This is a genomic window from Pseudomonas lalucatii (genome assembly GCF_018398425.1).
GTDB lineage: Bacteria > Pseudomonadota > Gammaproteobacteria > Pseudomonadales > Pseudomonadaceae > Aquipseudomonas > Aquipseudomonas lalucatii.
Window position 1 is genome coordinate 1,769,707 of sequence record NZ_JADPMV010000001.1, and the last position, 15,462, is coordinate 1,785,168.

A 15,462-nucleotide genomic window follows, 5' to 3' on the forward strand; every position below is an offset into this window, starting at 1 on the left:
CAGGATAGATTGTGCGCCTATGCTGGACCAAAGCTGTACAGATATCGACACCCGTACAGCATTTCAGCGGAGGTCGCACCATGCCCCTTGCCCAGAACGCCCACGACAAACCCAGGATCGGCATCAGCGCCTGCCTGCTGGGCGCCGAAGTGCGCTACAACGGCGGCCACAAGGAGTCGCGCCTGTGCCGCCAGGTGCTCGGCGAACACTTCGACTTCGTACCGCTGTGCCCGGAGGTGGCGATCGGCCTCGCCACCCCCCGCGAGCCGATCCGCCTGGTGGGCGATCCCCTGGCGCCGCGCGCGGTCGGCACGGTCAACCCGGCGCTGGACGTGACCGAGCGCCTGGCCGCCTATGGCGCGCGCATGGCCGAGGAACTGGACGGCATCTGCGGCTACATCCTGATGCAGAAGTCGCCCTCCTGCGGCATGCAGCGGGTCAAGGTCTACCAGGACGGGGGCCGCCCCAGCGCACCCGGCGGCCAGGGCATCTTCGCCAAGGCCCTGATGGCGCGGCAGCCGAACCTGCCGGTCGAGGAGGATGGCCGCCTCAACGACCCGGTGCTGCGCGAGAACTTCATTACCCGGGTGTTCGCCTACGCCGAGTGGCAGCGCCTGCTGCGCCAGGGCCTGACGCGCAGGAAGCTGATCGCCTTCCACTCGCGCTACAAGTACCTGCTGATGGCCACCGCCCCGCTGCAGTACAAGGCCCTCGGCCGGCTGCTGGGCGACCTCGGCCGGCATGACCTGGCGCAGTTGGCGCCGCACTACTTCGGCGAGCTGATGGCCGCACTCAAGCAGTGCGCCACCCGCGGCACCCACAGCAACGTCCTGCAGCACCTGTGCGGCTACCTCAGACAGGGCCTGAGCCGGGACGAACGCCAGGAAATGCACCGGCTGATCGGCCAGTACCGCGCCGGCATCGTGCCCCTGGTGGTGCCGCTGACCCTGCTCAAGCACCATTTGCGCCGCCATCCGGACGACTACGTGGCGCAGCAGGCCTACCTGCAGCCCCACCCGGAAGACCTCAGCCTGCGCAACGCCCTATGAACGCCGCCGGCAACGAGCGGGCGGTATCGGGCGGGGACCTGCTGCCGATCCGCGAGGTGGCGCGGCTGACCGGCGTCAATGCCGTCACCCTGCGCGCCTGGGAGCGCCGCTACGGCCTGATCGTGCCGCAGCGCACGGCCAAGGGTCATCGCCTCTACTCCGCGGACCATATCGCGCGGGTCCGGGCGATCCTCGCCTGGCTGGAGCGCGGCGTGTCGGTGGGCCAGGTCAAGGGCCTGCTGCAATCCGAGCGCAGCGCCCCCCAGGAAGGCCTGTCGCAGTGGGCGCACAAGCGCCATCAGCTGCTGACGGCTGTAGGTGACCTGGCCGAGCGCCAACTCGACGACTGTTTCAACCACGAGATGGCGCTGTATCCGCCGCAGACCCTGTGCCGGCAGCTGCTGCTGCCGCTGCTGGAAGCCCTGGAGCTGCGCTGGCGCGGCCAGTTCGGCGCCGAGCTGGAGCGGGTGTTCTTCCTCTCCTGGCTGCGCAGCAAGCTGGGCGCCCGGCTGTACCACAACAACCGCCTGCAGGGCGGCGCGCCGCTGCTGCTGATCAGCCTGTCGGAGCGGCCGATGGAGCCCGGCCTGTGGCTCACCGCCTGGCTGGCCAGCAGCGCCGGGCATGCGGTGGAGGTCTTCGACTGGCCGGTGCCCGCCGCCGAGCTGGGCCTGGCCGTCGAACGCATCCGTCCCCGCGCCCTGCTGCTGTATGCCGGCCAGGCGCTCGACGCCACGCGGTTGCCGCGCCTGCTCGGCAACGGCCACTGCCCGACCCTGCTGGCCGGGCCGGCGGTGCGCATTCACCGCCAGGCCCTGAGCGGGCTGCTGGCCGGGCGCGACGACCTGACCCTGGCGGAAGACCCGCTGGCCGCGCTGCAAGCCTTGAACGACCTCAACCTGCAGGACAGCCGCCAGGGGGCCCCATGCTGCAACTGATATGGCTGCGCAGCGATCTGCGCGTACGGGACAACAGCGCACTGGCCGCCGCCATGGCCGCCGGCCCGACCGTGGCGCTCTACCTGCTCAGCCCGGAACAGTGGCGTCGGCACGACGCCGCCCCGTGCAAGGTGGATTTCTGGCGGCGCAACCTGGTCGAGCTGTCCGCCGCCCTCGCGCGCCTCAACGTACCGCTGCTGATCCGCCAGGCGGACAGCTGGGACGCCGCTCCCGGGGTGATCGCCGAGCTGTGCCGCGAACAGCGGATCGCCGCGGTCTGGGTCAACGACGAGTACGGGATCGACGAGCAACGCCGCGACCAGGCCGTGGCCCGCCACCTCGACGGGCAGGGCGTGACCTTCCAGCGCCGCCTCGATCAGCTGCTGCTGCAGCCGGGCAGCGTGCTGACCCAGTCCGGTAGCTACTTCAAGGTCTACAGCCAGTTCCGCAAGCTCTGCCACCAGCGCCTGCACAGGGCGCTGCCGACCCTGCTGTCGGTGCCTGCGGCGCAGACGCCCCTGGCGCTTGCCGGCGACACCGTGCCCGCCGCCGTGGCGGGCTTCACCGCGCCGGGCGAGACGCTACGCCGGCTCTGGCCGGCGGGCGAGACGGCGGCGCTGGAGCGCCTGGCGAGCTTCGCCGACGAACGGATCGACCACTACCACGAGGCGCGCGACATCCCCGCCCAGCCGGGCACCAGCCAGCTGTCGGCCTACCTAGCCGCCGGCGTGCTGTCGCCGCGCCAATGCCTGCATGCCGCGCTGCAAGCCAACCAGGGCGAGTTCGACAGCGGCAACCAGGGCATCGTCACCTGGATCAACGAACTGCTCTGGCGCGAGTTCTACAAGCACATCCTGGTCGGCTACCCGCGGGTCTCGCGGCACCGCGCCTTCCGCCCGGAGACCGAGGCCGTGCCCTGGCGCGACGCCCCGGACGAGCTGGCGGCCTGGCAAGAGGGCCGCACGGGCATTCCGCTGATCGACGCGGCGATGCGTCAGCTGCACGCCACCGGCTGGATGCACAACCGCCTGCGCATGGTCGTGGCCATGTTCCTGACCAAGAACCTGCTGATCGACTGGCGCGCCGGCGAGCGCTACTTCATGCGCCAGCTGATCGACGGCGACCTGGCGGCCAACAACGGCGGCTGGCAGTGGAGCGCCTCCACCGGCACCGACGCTGCGCCCTACTTCCGCCTGTTCAACCCGGTCAGCCAGTCGCGGCGCTTCGATCCCCAGGGGCGCTTCATCCGCCACTGGCTGCCGGAGCTGGCCGGGCTCGACGACAAGGCCATCCACGAGCCGAGCGCGGCGCGCGGCGGCCTGTTCGACGAGCCGGACTACCCGCGCCCGCTGGTCGACCTGCGCCTCAGCCGCGAACGGGCGCTGGCGGCTTTCAGGCAGCTGCCACAGAACCAGGCACGGGCCACGTCCTGAGCGAATCCCGAACACTCCGGCCACTCCGGCTGGACATCGTCGGCCCGGGCTCGGCAGTAGCTCGAACAGCAGGACTGCCGCCAGCACTTCCATCGACTACGGCGTTCTGCCAGCGCTCTTGCTAGGTGGCGCGCACGCGCGCACCATCGGCACCGTCCAGATGCCGCCGGCCAGGCCGGCGGTACGCCCATCCCTTGCGCGGAAAGCTCGATGCCTAAGCTGATCACCAATGCCCTGCTGTTCCTGCTCGGCTGGCTGGCCTGCGTGCTGGGCGGCTGGCCCTGGTTGTGGTTGCTGGTGCCGATCCTCGCGGTGCACTTACTGTGGACCGCCAGCTGGGCGGCCGAAGGCAAGCTGCTGCTCAGCGTGCTCCTCGCCGGCAGCGCCCTGGACAGCTTCCTGCTCAACCTCGGGGTGTTCGACTTCGGCGAACCGCGCACCCTGATCCCGCTCTGGCTGGCGCTGCTCTGGCTGCTGCTGGCGACCACCCTCAACCATTGCCTGGCCTGGTCGGCGCAGCCCTGGTGGCGCGGCAGCCTGCTCGGCGCCGTCGGCGGGCCGCTGTCCTACTACGCCGGCGCCCAGCTGGCCGGCGTCGGCCTGCCCTACGGCACCTGGCCGACCCTGGCCCTGCTGGCGCTGATCTGGGCGCTGGTCATGCCCGTACTGCACGGCTTCGCCCGCCTCTACCGCCACCAGTACGAGCAGAGCCGGCGCGCGCGCCGGTCGGCCTGAGCGCCGCTCGATCCCCGGCTCGCGTACACTGCGGCCATGACCGAACCTTCCCGCATCGCCCACACCCAATTGCCCGAGGAGCCGGCCGCCAGCTGCGCCAACTGCGCCGCCTGCTGTTGCCAGCTGGAGGTCATGCTGATCAGCGACACCGGCGTGCCGCAGCGCTTCATCGGCACCGATGCCTGGGGCGGCGAGGTAATGCGCCGCCTGGATGACGGCTGGTGCGCGGCGCTGGATCGCGACAGCATGCGCTGCACCATCTACGAGCAGCGCCCGCTGATCTGCCGCGAGTTCGAGATGGGTTCGGCCGAGTGCCTGGACGAGCGCCGCGGCATGTCCGCCATCTATCGCTGAGGCAATCCGCCAGATGCAAAAAACCGGGCCATGGCCCGGCTCTCTATCGCTCGACTGCGCCTTTAGAAACTCATGCGGTAATGCAGGGTGTAGGCCTCGATGCCGTTGTTCGGCGCCTTGAGCCCGGCATTGGAGTAATGCAGTGCGCGCAGGCCGAGCTCCTGGTCGGCGAAGCGCAGGCCGACGCCGAGGCGGTCCTCGAACTGGAAGGACGAGCCCAGCTTGCTGCCCTCCAGCTCGGTGCTGGAGAAGAAGGCCACGCCGATGCCGGCCTCGATATAGGGACGCACGCTGTCGCCGGCGAACTCGTAGACCAGCACGGGGGAGAACGACAGGCTGTGGTTGCTGGCCGTCTCGTCGCCCTCCCAGAAGGTGTAGCCGGCATCCCAGTAGCCGCCCAGGTGGCCGGTCGAGCTCTCCAGCCAGCGGCTGCTGAAATCGAACTGGGTGCCCAGGCGATAGACCATGGTCGATTCGTCGGTGCTGCCCACGGCGAACGTCACGTCGGCGGCCTGCGCCGCCACCGCCGGCCCCATGGTCAAGGCTGCAAGGGCAGCCAAAGCGAACAGCTTCTTCATTGGAAATTTCCTTTTATCAGCAGGCCACGGGAGCGCCCCGCGCAGTCACCTGAAGTATCGAACTCATTGTTATTAATACAAGCAGACAATTGCATAACAGCAGCCCGCCGCGCCGCTGTCAAAACCCATGCACCGCGGCCGCCTCGCCCCACAGCAGCGGCAGCACCGCCTGCATCCGCCCGGTGTCGCCGCTGCTCCAGAAGCACGCAGCCCGCGGCGCCCCCTCGGCCAGCAGCTGCCGCTCGCCGAGACACCGCTGCAGCTGGCGGGCCACCGCCGCGCCGGTGTCGATCAGGCTGGTCGATGCGGGCACCAGGCCGCGCAGCAGCGGCTTGATGAAGGGGTAGTGGGTGCAGCCGAGGATCAGCGTATCGCAGCCCTCGGCCAGCAGCGGCGCGACGTAGCCCTGCAGCAGCGCGCGGGTCGCGGCGCCGTTCAGCTCGCCGGCCTCGATGCGCTCCACCAGCCCCGGACAGGGCTGGGTGATCACCCGCACATCGCCGGCGAAACGGTCGAGCAGCGCGGCGAACTTGGCGCTCTTGAGGGTACCGGTGGTGGCCAGTACCCCCACCACGCCGGAGCGGGTCGCCGCCGCGGCCGGCTTGACCGCCGGCTCCATGCCGATGATCGGCAGCTGCGGGTACAGCTCGCGCAGCTCGGCCACGCCGGCAGCGGTGGCGGTGTTGCAGGCCAGCACCAGCGCCTTGGCCCCCTGGCCGAGAAGAAACGCGGCGATACCGCGGCAGCGTTCGCGGATGAACTCCGCGCTCTTCTCGCCGTAGGGCACGTGGCCGCTGTCGGCCACGTAGAGCAGGGACTCGGCCGGCAGCAGGGCGCGGATCTCGCCCAGCACCGAGAGGCCGCCGACGCCGGAGTCGAAGACGCCGATCGGCGCGTTATTCGCCACGCCCGCTCCCACACACCGCGCAGGCCGGATCGCGCTTGACCCGCAGCTCGCGAAAGCGCGAGCCCAGGGCATCGACCAGCAGCAGGCGACCGATCAGCGGCTCGCCGAAGCCGGCCAGCAGCTTCAGCGCCTCCAGTGCCTGCAGGCTGCCGACCAGGCCCACCAGCGGACCGACCACCCCGGCCTCGCTGCAGGTCAGCTCGGCTTCGCTGCCATGACCGTACAGGCAGTGGTAGCAGGGACTGTCGTCACGCCGCGGGTCGAACACCGACAGCTGGCCTTCCAGGCGGATCGCCGCACCGCTGACCAGCGGCTTGCCCGCGGCGACGCAGGCGGCATTGACCGCCTCGCGGGTGGCGAAGTTGTCGCAGCAATCGAGCACCAGGTCCACCGCCGTCACCGCCGCGCCCAGGCTGTCGGCGTCCAGGGGCGAGCGGTGGGCCTGCAGGCGTACCTGCGGGTTGAGCGCCGCCAGCCGCGCCATGGCCGAGTCCACCTTGCTCTGGCCGATGCCCAGGCTGTCATGGACGATCTGCCGCTGCAGGTTGGTCAGGTCGACCCTGTCGAAGTCAGCCAGATGCAGCTCGCCGATCCCGGCCGCCGCCAGGTACAGCGCCACGGGCGAGCCGAGGCCGCCGAGGCCGACGATCAGCACCCGGCTGTGCTTGAGGCGCAGCTGGCCGTCGACATCGATCTGTTGCAACAGGATCTGCCGGCTGTAGCGCAGCAATTCCTCGTCATTCAGCATGTTCTGCTCACTCATGGTCGAATCGTCCCAGACTGATGCGTTCGTGGCCGCCCAGGTCGCGGCGGCTGTGCACTTCGGCGAAACCGCGTGCCGCCAACAGGCGGCGTACCGCCGCGGCCTGCTCGAAACCGTGCTCGAGCAGCAGCCAGCCGCCGGGCTGCAAGTGATCCGGCGCCTGCTCGACTATCCGGCGGATATCGTCCAGGCCGTCGGCGCCGGCAACCAGGGCACTGACCGGTTCGAAGCGCAGGTCGCCTTCGCCCAGGTGACGGTCGTCGGCGGCGATATAGGGCGGATTGCTGACGATCAGCCCGTAGCGGCGAGCGCCCAGGGCATCGAACCAGTGGCTCTGGAGAAACTCGGCATTGGCCAGCTGCAGCCGCGCGCGATTGCGTTCGGCCAGGGCCACCGCCTCGGCCACCCGGTCCACCCCGGTGAGCCGCCAGGCCGCTCGCTCGCTGGCCAGGGCCAGGGCGATGGCCCCCGTGCCGGTGCCCAGGTCGAGCACCGCCGCCGGAGTGGCCGGCAGCAGCTCGAGGGCGGTCTCCACCAGCAGTTCGGTGTCCGGGCGGGGAATCAGGGTATGCGGTGCCACCTCCAGCTCCAGGCTCCAGAAGCCTTGCTGGCCGAGGATATAGGCCACCGGCTCGCCGGCCCGGCGGCGGGCCAGGTCGGCGTCGAAGCGGGCGACCTGGGCGGCCTCCAGCTCGCGCTCCGGCCAGGTGTGCAGGTAGCTGCGCGACTTGCCCAGGATATGGGCCAGCAGCAGCTCGGCATCCAGCCGCGGCGTCGGCGAGTCCGGCAGTTCGGCGTGGCTCAGTAGGGATTCGATGCTGGCCATATTCCTCTCGTAGGGTGGATCGCGTTTTATCGATCCACCGCGCAGGCTTCTGGTGGATGAAAAAGGCGTCATCCACCCTAGGTGTTACGGGTGCGTACGGCGCACCCTACATGGCGTGCCGCAGGCTGCGCATGCGCACCACAGGACTCAATCGCCCAGGGCGGCCAGCTGGTCGGCCTGGTACTCGGCCAGCAGCGGCTCGATCACCGCCTCGACGCCGCCGGACATCACCTCCGCCAGGGCATACAGGGTCAGGTTGATGCGGTGGTCGGTGACCCGGCCCTGGGGGAAGTTGTAGGTGCGGATGCGCTCGGAGCGGTCGCCGGAGCCGACCAGCAGCTTGCGCGTGTCGGAAATCTCCTTGTGCGCCGCCGCCTCCTGCTGGTCCTTGAGCTTGGCCGCCAGCCAGGCCATGGCCTTGGCGCGGTTCTTGTGCTGCGAGCGCTCTTCCTGGCATTCGACCACGATGCCGGTGGGGATGTGGGTGATGCGGATCGCCGAGTCGGTGGTGTTGACGTGCTGGCCGCCGGCGCCGGAGCTGCGGTAGGTGTCGACCCGCAGGTCGGCCGGATTGATCTCGATGGTCGCCTGCTCGTCCGGCTCCGGCAGCACCGCCACGGTGCAGGCGGAGGTGTGGATGCGGCCCTGGGACTCGGTCTCCGGCACGCGCTGCACGCGGTGGGCGCCGGACTCGAACTTGAGCTTGGCGTAGACGTTGTCGCCCTCGACCCGGGCGATCACCTCCTTGAAACCGCCATGCTCGCCTTCGTTGGCCGACAGCACTTCGACCCGCCAGCCCTGCTTCTCGGCATAGCGCGAGTACATGCGGAACAGGTCACCGGAGAAGATCGCCGCCTCGTCGCCGCCGGTGCCGGCGCGCACCTCCAGGTAGACGTTGCGCCCGTCGTTGGGGTCCTTGGGCAACAGCATGCGCTGCAGGCGGTCCTCCAGCTCGGTCAGCTGGACCTTGGCCGCGGCCACTTCCTCCTCGGCCATCTCGCGCAGGTCCGGGTCGCTGTCCTTGAGCAGCGCCTGGGCGCCCTCGAGGTCGCCCTGCACCTTGCGGAACTGGCGAAACGCCAGGATCACCGGCTCGATCTCGGCGTACTCCTTGGAATAGGCGCGGAACTGGCTCTGCTTGCTTATGACCTCGGCATCGCCGAGCAGCGCGGTCAGTTCTTCGAATCGATCCTGCAGCAGATCGAGTTTGTTGATCAACGAAGCTTTCATCACAGGCCTTTGTCGGACGGCACGCCCTCGTCGAGGGCAAAGAGTTCCTGGGCCACGGCCAGCGCATCGACGCGGCCGTCGGCGGAGAGTTTCTTCAGCTGCACGCTGGGCGCATGCAGCAACTTGTTGGTCAGACCGCGGGCCAGCTGGGCCAGCACCTCCTCGGCCGAGGCGCCCTTGCCGAGCAGACGCTGGGCCTTGGCCAGCTCCTCGTCGCGCAGGCGCTCGGCCTGCTGGCGGTAGGCCTTGAGCACGTCCACCGCGGCCAGCTCGCGCAGGCGCAACATGAAGTCCTCGGCGCCGACGCTGACCAGCTCCTCGGCGGCCTGGGCGGCACCCTGGCGGCTCTTGAGGTTTTCCGCGATGACCTCGTGCAGGTCGTCGACGGTATAGAGGTAGACGTCGTCCAGCTTGCCGACCTGGGGTTCGATATCCCGCGGCACGGCGATGTCGACCATGAAGATCGGCTTGTGCTTGCGCCGCTTCAGCGCGCTTTCCACCGCGCCCTTGCCGAGGATCGGCAGCTGGCTGGCGGTGGAGCTGATGACGATGTCGCTGCTGACCAGTTCCTGGGGGATGTCCGAGAGCAGCACCGCATGGGCGCCGAACTGCTCGGCCAGGCTGCTGGCGCGCTCCAGGGTGCGGTTGGCCACGACGATGCGCTTGACGCCCTGCTCGTACAGGTGGCGGGCGACCAGGGTGATGGTCTCGCCGGCGCCGATCAGCAGGGCCTGGCTGTCGTGCAGGTCGCTGAATATCTGCCTGGCCAGGCTGACCGCGGCGAACGCCACCGATACCGGGTTCTCGCCGATGGCGGTGTCGGTACGCACCGTCTTGGCCGTGCTGAAGGTGGCCTGGAACAGCCGGCCGAGCAGCGGCCCCAGGGTCCCCGCCTCGCGGGCCACGGCATAGGCCGACTTCATCTGGCCGAGGATCTGCGGTTCGCCCAGGACCATGGAGTCCAGGCCCGAGGCCACGCGCATCATGTGGCGTACCGCGGCGTCGTCCTGATGCACATAGGCGCAGGCGCGCAACTCGTCGAGACTGAGCCGGTGGTAGTCGGCCAGCCAGGCCAGCACCGCATCGGCCGTCAGGTCGTCCTGCTCGAGGTACAGCTCGCTGCGGTTGCAGGTCGAGAGAATCGCCGCCTCGCGGCTGGCGGTGCGCAGGCACAGCTGCTGCAACGCTTCAACCAACTGCTCCGGGGTGAAGGCCACGCGTTCGCGGACGGCCACCGAGGCGGTTTTGTGGTTGATGCCGAGGGCGATGAAGGCCATGCAAGGTCGCTGCTAGAGAGGGAAGCGCGCAATTGTCCTACTTCGCCGGAGCGAGAACAACCACCCGCCCTCGCCATGCCCCGCCCTGGCCGCCGACACGCCGGCCCCATGGGCTTGCCCAACGGCTTGTGTCATGATGCCCCGACCGCAGGTCAGTCGTCTTTGCCCCTATGAAAAGCTCCTTCGCGTTACTGACCGCCCTGGCGTTGCTGGGCGGTTGCCAAGTGCTCAGCCCATCCGTCCCGGATGGCTCGCCGCCCGTGGAGGACAGCTCTCCGCCTGCGCAGGCGCAGCAGCCCAAGACCTACGCCTCGTTCACCCAGGAAACCCTGTACGCCCTGCTCACCGCCGAACTGGCCGGACAGCGCAATCGCTTCGACATCGCCCTGGGCAACTACGTGCAGCAGGCCAACGCGACCCAGGACCCCGGGGTCGCCGAGCGCGGTTTCCGCATCGCCGAGTACCTCGGTGCCGAACAGGCGGCCCTGGATACCGCACTGATCTGGGCGACCAACGCCCCGGACAGCCTCGACGCCCAGCGCGCCGCCGCCGTGCAGCTGGCCCGCGCCGGGCGCTACGACGAATCCATGAGCCACATGGAAACCGTCCTGCTGCACCAGGGTGACACCCACTTCGATTTCCTCGCCCTGTCCGCCGCGGAAACCGACCCGGACACCCGCGCCGGCCTGCTGCAGAGCTTCGACCGCCTGCTGGAGAAGCACCCGCACAACGGCCAGCTGCTGTTCGGCAAGGCCCTGCTGCTGCAACAGGACGAGCGCCCCGAGGAGGCCCTCGAGCTGCTCGAGACCCGGACGAGCAAGCTCGACGACGTGGCGCCGCTGCTGCTGCAGGCGCGCCTGCTGCAACAGCTCGAGCGTGGCGAGGAGGCCATGCCCCTGCTGGCGCAGGGACTCGAGCGCCACCCCGAAGACAAGCGCCTGCGCCTGACCTACGCGCGCCTGCTGGTCCAGCAGGACCGCCTGGACGACGCCAAGGGCGAGTTCGCCACCCTGCTGCAACGCTTCCCCAACGACGACGACCTGCGTTTCTCCCTGGCCCTGGTCTGCCTGGAGGCCGAGGCCTGGCGCGAGGCCATCGTCTACCTGGAGGAGCTGGTCGAGCGCGGCAGTCATGTCGATGCCGCGCACTACAACCTGGCCCGCGCCTATGAAGCGCTCGAGGAACCGGAAAGCGCACTGATCGAATACGCCCTGGTCGGCCCAGGCAACGACTACCTGCCGGCCCAGGCCCGCCAGACCGAACTGCTGCTGGCCAGCCAGCGCGGCGCCGAGGCCTCGACGCGCCTGCGCGAGGCCCGCGAGGCCCAGCCCGACTATGCCATCCAGCTCTACCTGATCGAGTCCGAAGCCCTGGCCAAGCAGGAGCGCCACGAAACCGCCTGGTCCCTGATCGAGCAGGCCCTGGAGCAGTTCCCGGACGACCTCAACCTGCTCTATACCCGCGCCATGCTGGCCGAGAAGCGCGACGACCTGGGCCAGCTGGAGCAGGACCTGCGCTTCATTCTCGAACGCGAGCCGGACAACGCCATGGCCCTCAACGCCCTCGGCTACACCCTGGCCGACCGTACCACCCGCTACGCCGAGGCCAAGGCACTGATCGAGCAGGCACACCAGATCGACCCGGACGACCCGGCCATTCTCGACAGCCTGGGCTGGGTCAACTACCGCCTGGGCAACCTGGACGAGGCCGAACGCCTGCTCCGCCAGGCCCTGCAACGCTTCCCCGATCACGAAGTCGCCGCCCACCTGGGCGAGGTGCTCTGGGCCCGCGGCAAGCAGCGCGAGGCCCGCAGGGTCTGGGCCGGCGCCCTCAAGGAACAACCCGATAGCGCCATCCTGCGCAGCACCCTGCTGCGCCTGACCGGCTCCGAGACCCTATGACATTCGTCCGCCCCCTCATTCTCTTCGGCTTGCTCGCCCTGCTCGCCGGCTGTGCCGGCCTGACCTCCCGCGAAGCGCTGGAAGGCTCCGGCGACCCCGCCCGCTGGCAGGCCCATAAACAGCAGGTCGCCGCCCTCGACGCCTGGCAGATCAACGGCAAGGTCGGCATCCGCGCGCCCCGCGACTCGGGCAGCGGCACGCTGTTCTGGCTGCAGCGCCAGGACTACTACGACATCCGCCTGTCCGGTCCACTGGGCCGCGGCGCTGCCCGCCTGACCGGGCGGCCCGGGGCCATCCTCCTGGAGGTGGCCAATCAGGGCCGCTACCAGGCCGCCTCGCCGGAGGCCCTGCTGCAGCAGCAACTGGGGCTGAACCTGCCGGTATCCCATCTACTCTGGTGGATCCGCGGCCTGCCGTCGCCCGCCAGCAAGAGCCGCCTGACCCTGGATGGCGACAGCCGCCTGGCCCAGTTGAAGCAGGACGGCTGGCGTGTCGACTACCAGCGCTATGCGCAGCAGAACGGCTATTGGCTGCCCGAGCGCATCAGGCTCGACGGCCACGACCTGCAGGTGACCCTGGTGATCAAGGACTGGCAGCCGCGCCAGCTCGGCCAATGACACCGCCGGCCATTCCCGCCGCCGCCCAGCTGATCCTGCCGGCGCCGGCCAAGCTCAACCTGATGCTGCACATCCTCGGCCGCCGCGCCGACGGCTACCACGAGCTGCAGACCCTGTTCCAATTCCTCGACCACGGCGACCAGCTGGGTTTCGCCCTGCGCGAGGACGGCCAGATCCGCCTGCACAGCCAGATCGCCGGCGTGGCCCACGACAGCAACCTGATCGTGCGCGCCGCCCGCCGCCTGCAGCAGGACGCAGGCTGCCCGCTGGGCGCCGACATCTGGCTGGACAAGCGCCTGCCCATGGGCGGCGGCATCGGCGGCGGCAGCTCGGACGCCGCTACCACCCTGCTCGGCCTCGATCACCTCTGGCAGCTGGGCTGGGGCGAAGAGCGCCTGGCCGCACTGGGCCTGGGCCTGGGCGCCGACGTGCCGGTGTTCGTGCGCGGCCGGGCGGCGTTCGCCGAAGGCGTCGGCGAGCGACTCACCCCGATCGAACTCGCCGAGCCCTGGTTCCTCGTGGCCATTCCGCAAGTGCTTGTCAGCACAGCGGAAGTTTTCTCCGACCCCGAGTTGACACGGGATACGCCGCCCATTAAAGTTCGCAGCCTTCTTGAGGGGGGTGGTCGTAACGACTGCCAGCCGGTTGTCCAGAAGCGTTATCCAGAGGTTCGTAACGCTCTGATCTTGTTGAACAAATTTGTTCCTGCAAGATTGACCGGCACTGGAGCTTGTGTGTTTGGGAGCTTCCCAAACAGGGTCGATGCTGATAAAGTCGCCCGCCAACTTCCAGCCGCTTTGCCGAGTTTTGTCGCCCAGGGTCGCAACGTCTCGATGTTGCACCGCAAGCTCGCAACTCTGGCCAAGAAGTGAATGCGTAAGAGTGAGTTGTACTAGGGGCGTCGCCAAGCGGTAAGGCACCAGGTTTTGATCCTGGCATGCGTTGGTTCGAATCCAGCCGCCCCTGCCATCAACGCCACAGGCGTTATGAGTACAGCTGACAGCATTGGGTTACACACGATACAGGGGCGTCGCCAAGCGGTAAGGCACCAGGTTTTGATCCTGGCATGCGTTGGTTCGAATCCAGCCGCCCCTGCCATTTCTATACTCATCCAGGTATACCCTCAGCCGGCAGGTACTGCGCGTGTCCAAGATGATGGTCTTTACGGGGAACGCTAACCCCGATCTGGCGCGACGTATTGTTCGTCAGCTGCACATCCCCCTCGGCGATGCCTCTGTCGGTAAGTTCTCCGACGGCGAAATCAGCATTGAAATCAACGAAAACGTCCGCGGTAAAGACGTCTTCCTGATCCAGCCGACGTGCGCGCCAACCAACGACAACCTGATGGAACTGGTGGTGATGGCCGATGCCTTCCGCCGCTCCTCGGCCACCCGAATCACCGCTGTCATCCCCTACTTCGGCTATGCCCGCCAGGATCGCCGTCCGCGCTCCGCCCGCGTGGCAATCAGCGCCAAGGTCGTGGCCGACATGCTCACCGTGGTAGGCATCGACCGGGTTCTCACCGTCGACCTGCACGCCGACCAGATCCAGGGCTTCTTCGATATCCCGGTAGACAACATCTACGGCTCCCCGGTACTGGTGGACGATATCGAAGACCAGCGCTTCGACAACCTGATGATCGTCTCCCCGGACATCGGCGGCGTGGTGCGCGCGCGCGCCGTGGCCAAGTCCCTGGGCGTTGACCTGGCGATCATCGACAAGCGTCGCGAGAAGGCCAACCACTCCGAGGTGATGCACATCATCGGCGACGTGGAAGGCCGCACCTGCATCCTGGTCGACGACATGGTCGACACCGCCGGCACCCTGTGCCACGCGGCCAAGGCGCTGAAGGAACACGGTGCCGCCAAGGTGTTCGCCTATGCCACGCACCCGGTGCTGTCCGGTCGCGCCATCGAGAACATCGAAAATTCCGTGCTGGACGAGCTGGTGGTGACCAACACCATCCCGCTGTCCGCCGCCGCGCAATCCTGCTCGCGCATTCGCCAGCTGGATATCGCCCCGGTAGTCGCTGAGGCGGTCCGCCGCATCAGCAATGAAGAATCGATCAGCGCGATGTTCCGCTAACCCGGACTCGGCTCTGAACGACATGCGCCCCGCCTCGAGCGGGGCTTTTTGCCCAACCGTCCGGTCGCTGGTCGCAAGCGTGAAGGACGGTTTGGTTATTTTGGAGAAATGAAATGACTGAATTTGCCCTGAATGCCGAAGTGCGTTCCGACCTGGGGAAAGGTGCGAGCCGCCGCCTGCGTCGTAACGCCAGCCTGGTTCCTGCCGTGATCTACGGTGGCGAGAAAGCCCCGCAATCGATCAGCCTGCTGGCCAAGGATTTCGCCAAGCTGCTGGAAAACGAGGCTGCCTTCAGCCACGTGCTGACCCTGAACGTCGCCGGCAGCAACGAAAGCGTGCTGATCAAGGCCCTGCAGCGTCACCCGGCCAAGGGCTTCGTCCTGCACGCCGACTTCCAGCGCGTGATCGCCGGCCAGAAGCTGACCGCCCACGTCCCGCTGCACTTCCTCAACGAAGAAACCGCAGTCGGCGTCAAGAAGCAGGGCGGCGAAATCTCCCACACCCTGTCGGAAGTGGAAGTTTCCTGTCTGCCGAAGGACCTGCCGGAGTTCATCGAAGTCGACCTGGCCAAGGTTGAACTGGGCCAAGTCGTCCACCTGTCCGACCTGAGCCTGCCGAAGGGCGTCGAGTTGGTGGCCCTGGCTCACGGCAACGACCTGGCCGTGGCCAACATCCACGCCTCCCGCGTCGTGAAGGAAGAAGACGAGAGCGAAGGCGAAGCTGAAGGCGAAGGCGCTGCCGAGTAACCCTCGCACCGCCGAAAACAGCC

The 15,462-nt window shown here is 68.4% G+C and carries 16 protein-coding genes and 2 tRNA genes; 12 read left to right on the forward strand and 6 right to left on the reverse strand.

The features are described from left to right. The first annotated feature begins 80 nt into the window (after nt 1-80). The 5 genes from I0D00_RS08020 to I0D00_RS08040 all read left to right on the forward strand — a co-directional run bounded on the left by I0D00_RS08020 (nt 81) and on the right by I0D00_RS08040 (nt 4,509). Nucleotides 81-1,049, forward strand: a complete 969-nt coding sequence (locus tag I0D00_RS08020) for a YbgA family protein (protein WP_213639208.1) — start codon at nt 81-83, stop codon at nt 1,047-1,049. Continuing rightward, nucleotides 1,046-1,987 carry a MerR family transcriptional regulator gene (locus I0D00_RS08025; RefSeq protein ID WP_213639209.1) on the forward strand — a complete coding sequence of 314 codons (942 nt, stop codon included), beginning with the start codon at nt 1,046-1,048 and terminating at the stop codon, nt 1,985-1,987. Before I0D00_RS08020 ends, I0D00_RS08025 begins: the two co-directional genes overlap by 4 nt. Beyond that, nucleotides 1,978-3,420 carry a deoxyribodipyrimidine photo-lyase gene (gene phrB / locus I0D00_RS08030; protein WP_213640251.1) on the forward strand — a complete coding sequence of 481 codons (1,443 nt, stop codon included), beginning with the start codon at nt 1,978-1,980 and terminating at the stop codon, nt 3,418-3,420. Before I0D00_RS08025 ends, phrB begins: the two co-directional genes overlap by 10 nt. 210 nt (nt 3,421-3,630) lie before the next feature. Continuing rightward, nucleotides 3,631-4,155 carry a DUF2878 domain-containing protein gene (locus I0D00_RS08035; RefSeq protein ID WP_213639210.1) on the forward strand — a complete coding sequence of 175 codons (525 nt, stop codon included), beginning with the start codon at nt 3,631-3,633 and terminating at the stop codon, nt 4,153-4,155. A gap of 36 nt (nt 4,156-4,191) precedes the next feature. After that, a complete protein-coding gene (locus I0D00_RS08040; RefSeq protein ID WP_213639211.1) occupies nt 4,192-4,509 on the forward strand; it encodes a YkgJ family cysteine cluster protein in 318 nt (105 codons plus the stop codon). A 62-nt stretch (nt 4,510-4,571) separates the two neighbouring features. Here the strand turns inward: I0D00_RS08040 and I0D00_RS08045 are convergent, their stop codons facing one another. From I0D00_RS08045 to hemA, 6 genes are all read right to left on the reverse strand, one after another. Then, a complete protein-coding gene (locus I0D00_RS08045) occupies nt 4,572-5,087 on the reverse strand; it encodes an acyloxyacyl hydrolase (protein ID WP_213639212.1) in 516 nt (171 codons plus the stop codon). Between the two features lie 118 nt (nt 5,088-5,205). Continuing rightward, nucleotides 5,206-5,994, reverse strand: coding sequence for a glutamate racemase (gene murI, locus I0D00_RS08050; protein WP_338050398.1), 789 nt, complete (start codon nt 5,992-5,994; stop codon nt 5,206-5,208). After that, nucleotides 5,984-6,742 (reverse strand): molybdopterin-synthase adenylyltransferase MoeB, encoded by a 759-nt coding sequence (locus I0D00_RS08055; RefSeq protein ID WP_213640252.1) that lies wholly within the window; start codon nt 6,740-6,742, stop codon nt 5,984-5,986. Before I0D00_RS08055 ends, murI begins: the two co-directional genes overlap by 11 nt. 7 nt (nt 6,743-6,749) lie before the next feature. Beyond that, nucleotides 6,750-7,583 carry a peptide chain release factor N(5)-glutamine methyltransferase gene (gene prmC / locus I0D00_RS08060; protein WP_213639214.1) on the reverse strand — a complete coding sequence of 278 codons (834 nt, stop codon included), beginning with the start codon at nt 7,581-7,583 and terminating at the stop codon, nt 6,750-6,752. Between the two features lie 147 nt (nt 7,584-7,730). Further along, nucleotides 7,731-8,813, reverse strand: a complete 1,083-nt coding sequence (gene prfA, locus I0D00_RS08065; protein ID WP_213639215.1) for a peptide chain release factor 1 — start codon at nt 8,811-8,813, stop codon at nt 7,731-7,733. Further along, nucleotides 8,813-10,090 (reverse strand): glutamyl-tRNA reductase, encoded by a 1,278-nt coding sequence (hemA, locus tag I0D00_RS08070; RefSeq protein WP_213639216.1) that lies wholly within the window; start codon nt 10,088-10,090, stop codon nt 8,813-8,815. Before hemA ends, prfA begins: the two co-directional genes overlap by 1 nt. Nucleotides 10,091-10,260: 170 nt before the next feature. Between hemA and I0D00_RS08075 the strand changes: the two genes are divergently transcribed. From I0D00_RS08075 to I0D00_RS08105, 7 genes are all read left to right on the forward strand, one after another. Continuing rightward, nucleotides 10,261-11,991: a tetratricopeptide repeat protein gene (locus I0D00_RS08075; RefSeq protein WP_213639217.1), complete on the forward strand. Its 1,731-nt coding sequence runs from the start codon at nt 10,261-10,263 to the stop codon at nt 11,989-11,991. Beyond that, complete coding sequence (lolB, locus tag I0D00_RS08080; protein ID WP_213639218.1) at nt 11,988-12,608, forward strand: lipoprotein insertase outer membrane protein LolB; 621 nt, start codon at nt 11,988-11,990, stop codon at nt 12,606-12,608. The genes I0D00_RS08075 and lolB overlap by 4 nt, the downstream gene beginning before the upstream one ends. Then, the gene (gene ispE, locus I0D00_RS08085; protein ID WP_213639219.1) at nt 12,605-13,480 is read left to right on the forward strand and encodes a 4-(cytidine 5'-diphospho)-2-C-methyl-D-erythritol kinase; all 876 of its coding nucleotides are present in this window, start codon (nt 12,605-12,607) and stop codon (nt 13,478-13,480) included. The genes lolB and ispE overlap by 4 nt, the downstream gene beginning before the upstream one ends. Before the next feature lie 22 nt (nt 13,481-13,502). Continuing rightward, a tRNA-Gln gene (locus tag I0D00_RS08090) sits at nt 13,503-13,577 on the forward strand. Nucleotides 13,578-13,631: 54 nt separating this feature from the next. Further along, nucleotides 13,632-13,706: transfer RNA gene (locus tag I0D00_RS08095), tRNA-Gln, on the forward strand. Between the two features lie 45 nt (nt 13,707-13,751). Then, nucleotides 13,752-14,693: a ribose-phosphate pyrophosphokinase gene (locus tag I0D00_RS08100; RefSeq protein ID WP_131176946.1), complete on the forward strand. Its 942-nt coding sequence runs from the start codon at nt 13,752-13,754 to the stop codon at nt 14,691-14,693. A gap of 113 nt (nt 14,694-14,806) precedes the next feature. Continuing rightward, on the forward strand, nt 14,807-15,439 hold the full coding sequence (locus tag I0D00_RS08105) for a 50S ribosomal protein L25/general stress protein Ctc (RefSeq protein WP_213639220.1): 633 nt from the start codon (nt 14,807-14,809) through the stop codon (nt 15,437-15,439). The last annotated feature ends 23 nt before the right edge of the window (nt 15,440-15,462 follow it).

Bases quoted from the DNA above. Each gene is read 5' to 3' on its own strand.
- I0D00_RS08020 (WP_213639208.1), top strand. From the start codon at position 81: ATGCCCCTTGCCCAGAACGCCCACGACAAACCCAGGATCGGCATCAGC.
- I0D00_RS08025 (WP_213639209.1), top strand. From the start codon at position 1,046: ATGAACGCCGCCGGCAACGAGCGGGCGGTATCGGGCGGGGACCTGCTG.
- I0D00_RS08035 (WP_213639210.1), top strand. From the start codon at position 3,631: ATGCCTAAGCTGATCACCAATGCCCTGCTGTTCCTGCTCGGCTGGCTG.
- I0D00_RS08040 (WP_213639211.1), top strand. From the start codon at position 4,192: ATGACCGAACCTTCCCGCATCGCCCACACCCAATTGCCCGAGGAGCCG.
- I0D00_RS08045 (WP_213639212.1), bottom strand. From the start codon at position 5,087: ATGAAGAAGCTGTTCGCTTTGGCTGCCCTTGCAGCCTTGACCATGGGG.
- I0D00_RS08055 (WP_213640252.1), bottom strand. From the start codon at position 6,742: ATGCTGAATGACGAGGAATTGCTGCGCTACAGCCGGCAGATCCTGTTG.
- prmC (WP_213639214.1), bottom strand. From the start codon at position 7,583: ATGGCCAGCATCGAATCCCTACTGAGCCACGCCGAACTGCCGGACTCG.
- prfA (WP_213639215.1), bottom strand. From the start codon at position 8,813: ATGAAAGCTTCGTTGATCAACAAACTCGATCTGCTGCAGGATCGATTC.
- hemA (WP_213639216.1), bottom strand. From the start codon at position 10,090: ATGGCCTTCATCGCCCTCGGCATCAACCACAAAACCGCCTCGGTGGCC.
- I0D00_RS08075 (WP_213639217.1), top strand. From the start codon at position 10,261: ATGAAAAGCTCCTTCGCGTTACTGACCGCCCTGGCGTTGCTGGGCGGT.
- lolB (WP_213639218.1), top strand. From the start codon at position 11,988: ATGACATTCGTCCGCCCCCTCATTCTCTTCGGCTTGCTCGCCCTGCTC.
- ispE (WP_213639219.1), top strand. From the start codon at position 12,605: ATGACACCGCCGGCCATTCCCGCCGCCGCCCAGCTGATCCTGCCGGCG.
- I0D00_RS08105 (WP_213639220.1), top strand. From the start codon at position 14,807: ATGACTGAATTTGCCCTGAATGCCGAAGTGCGTTCCGACCTGGGGAAA.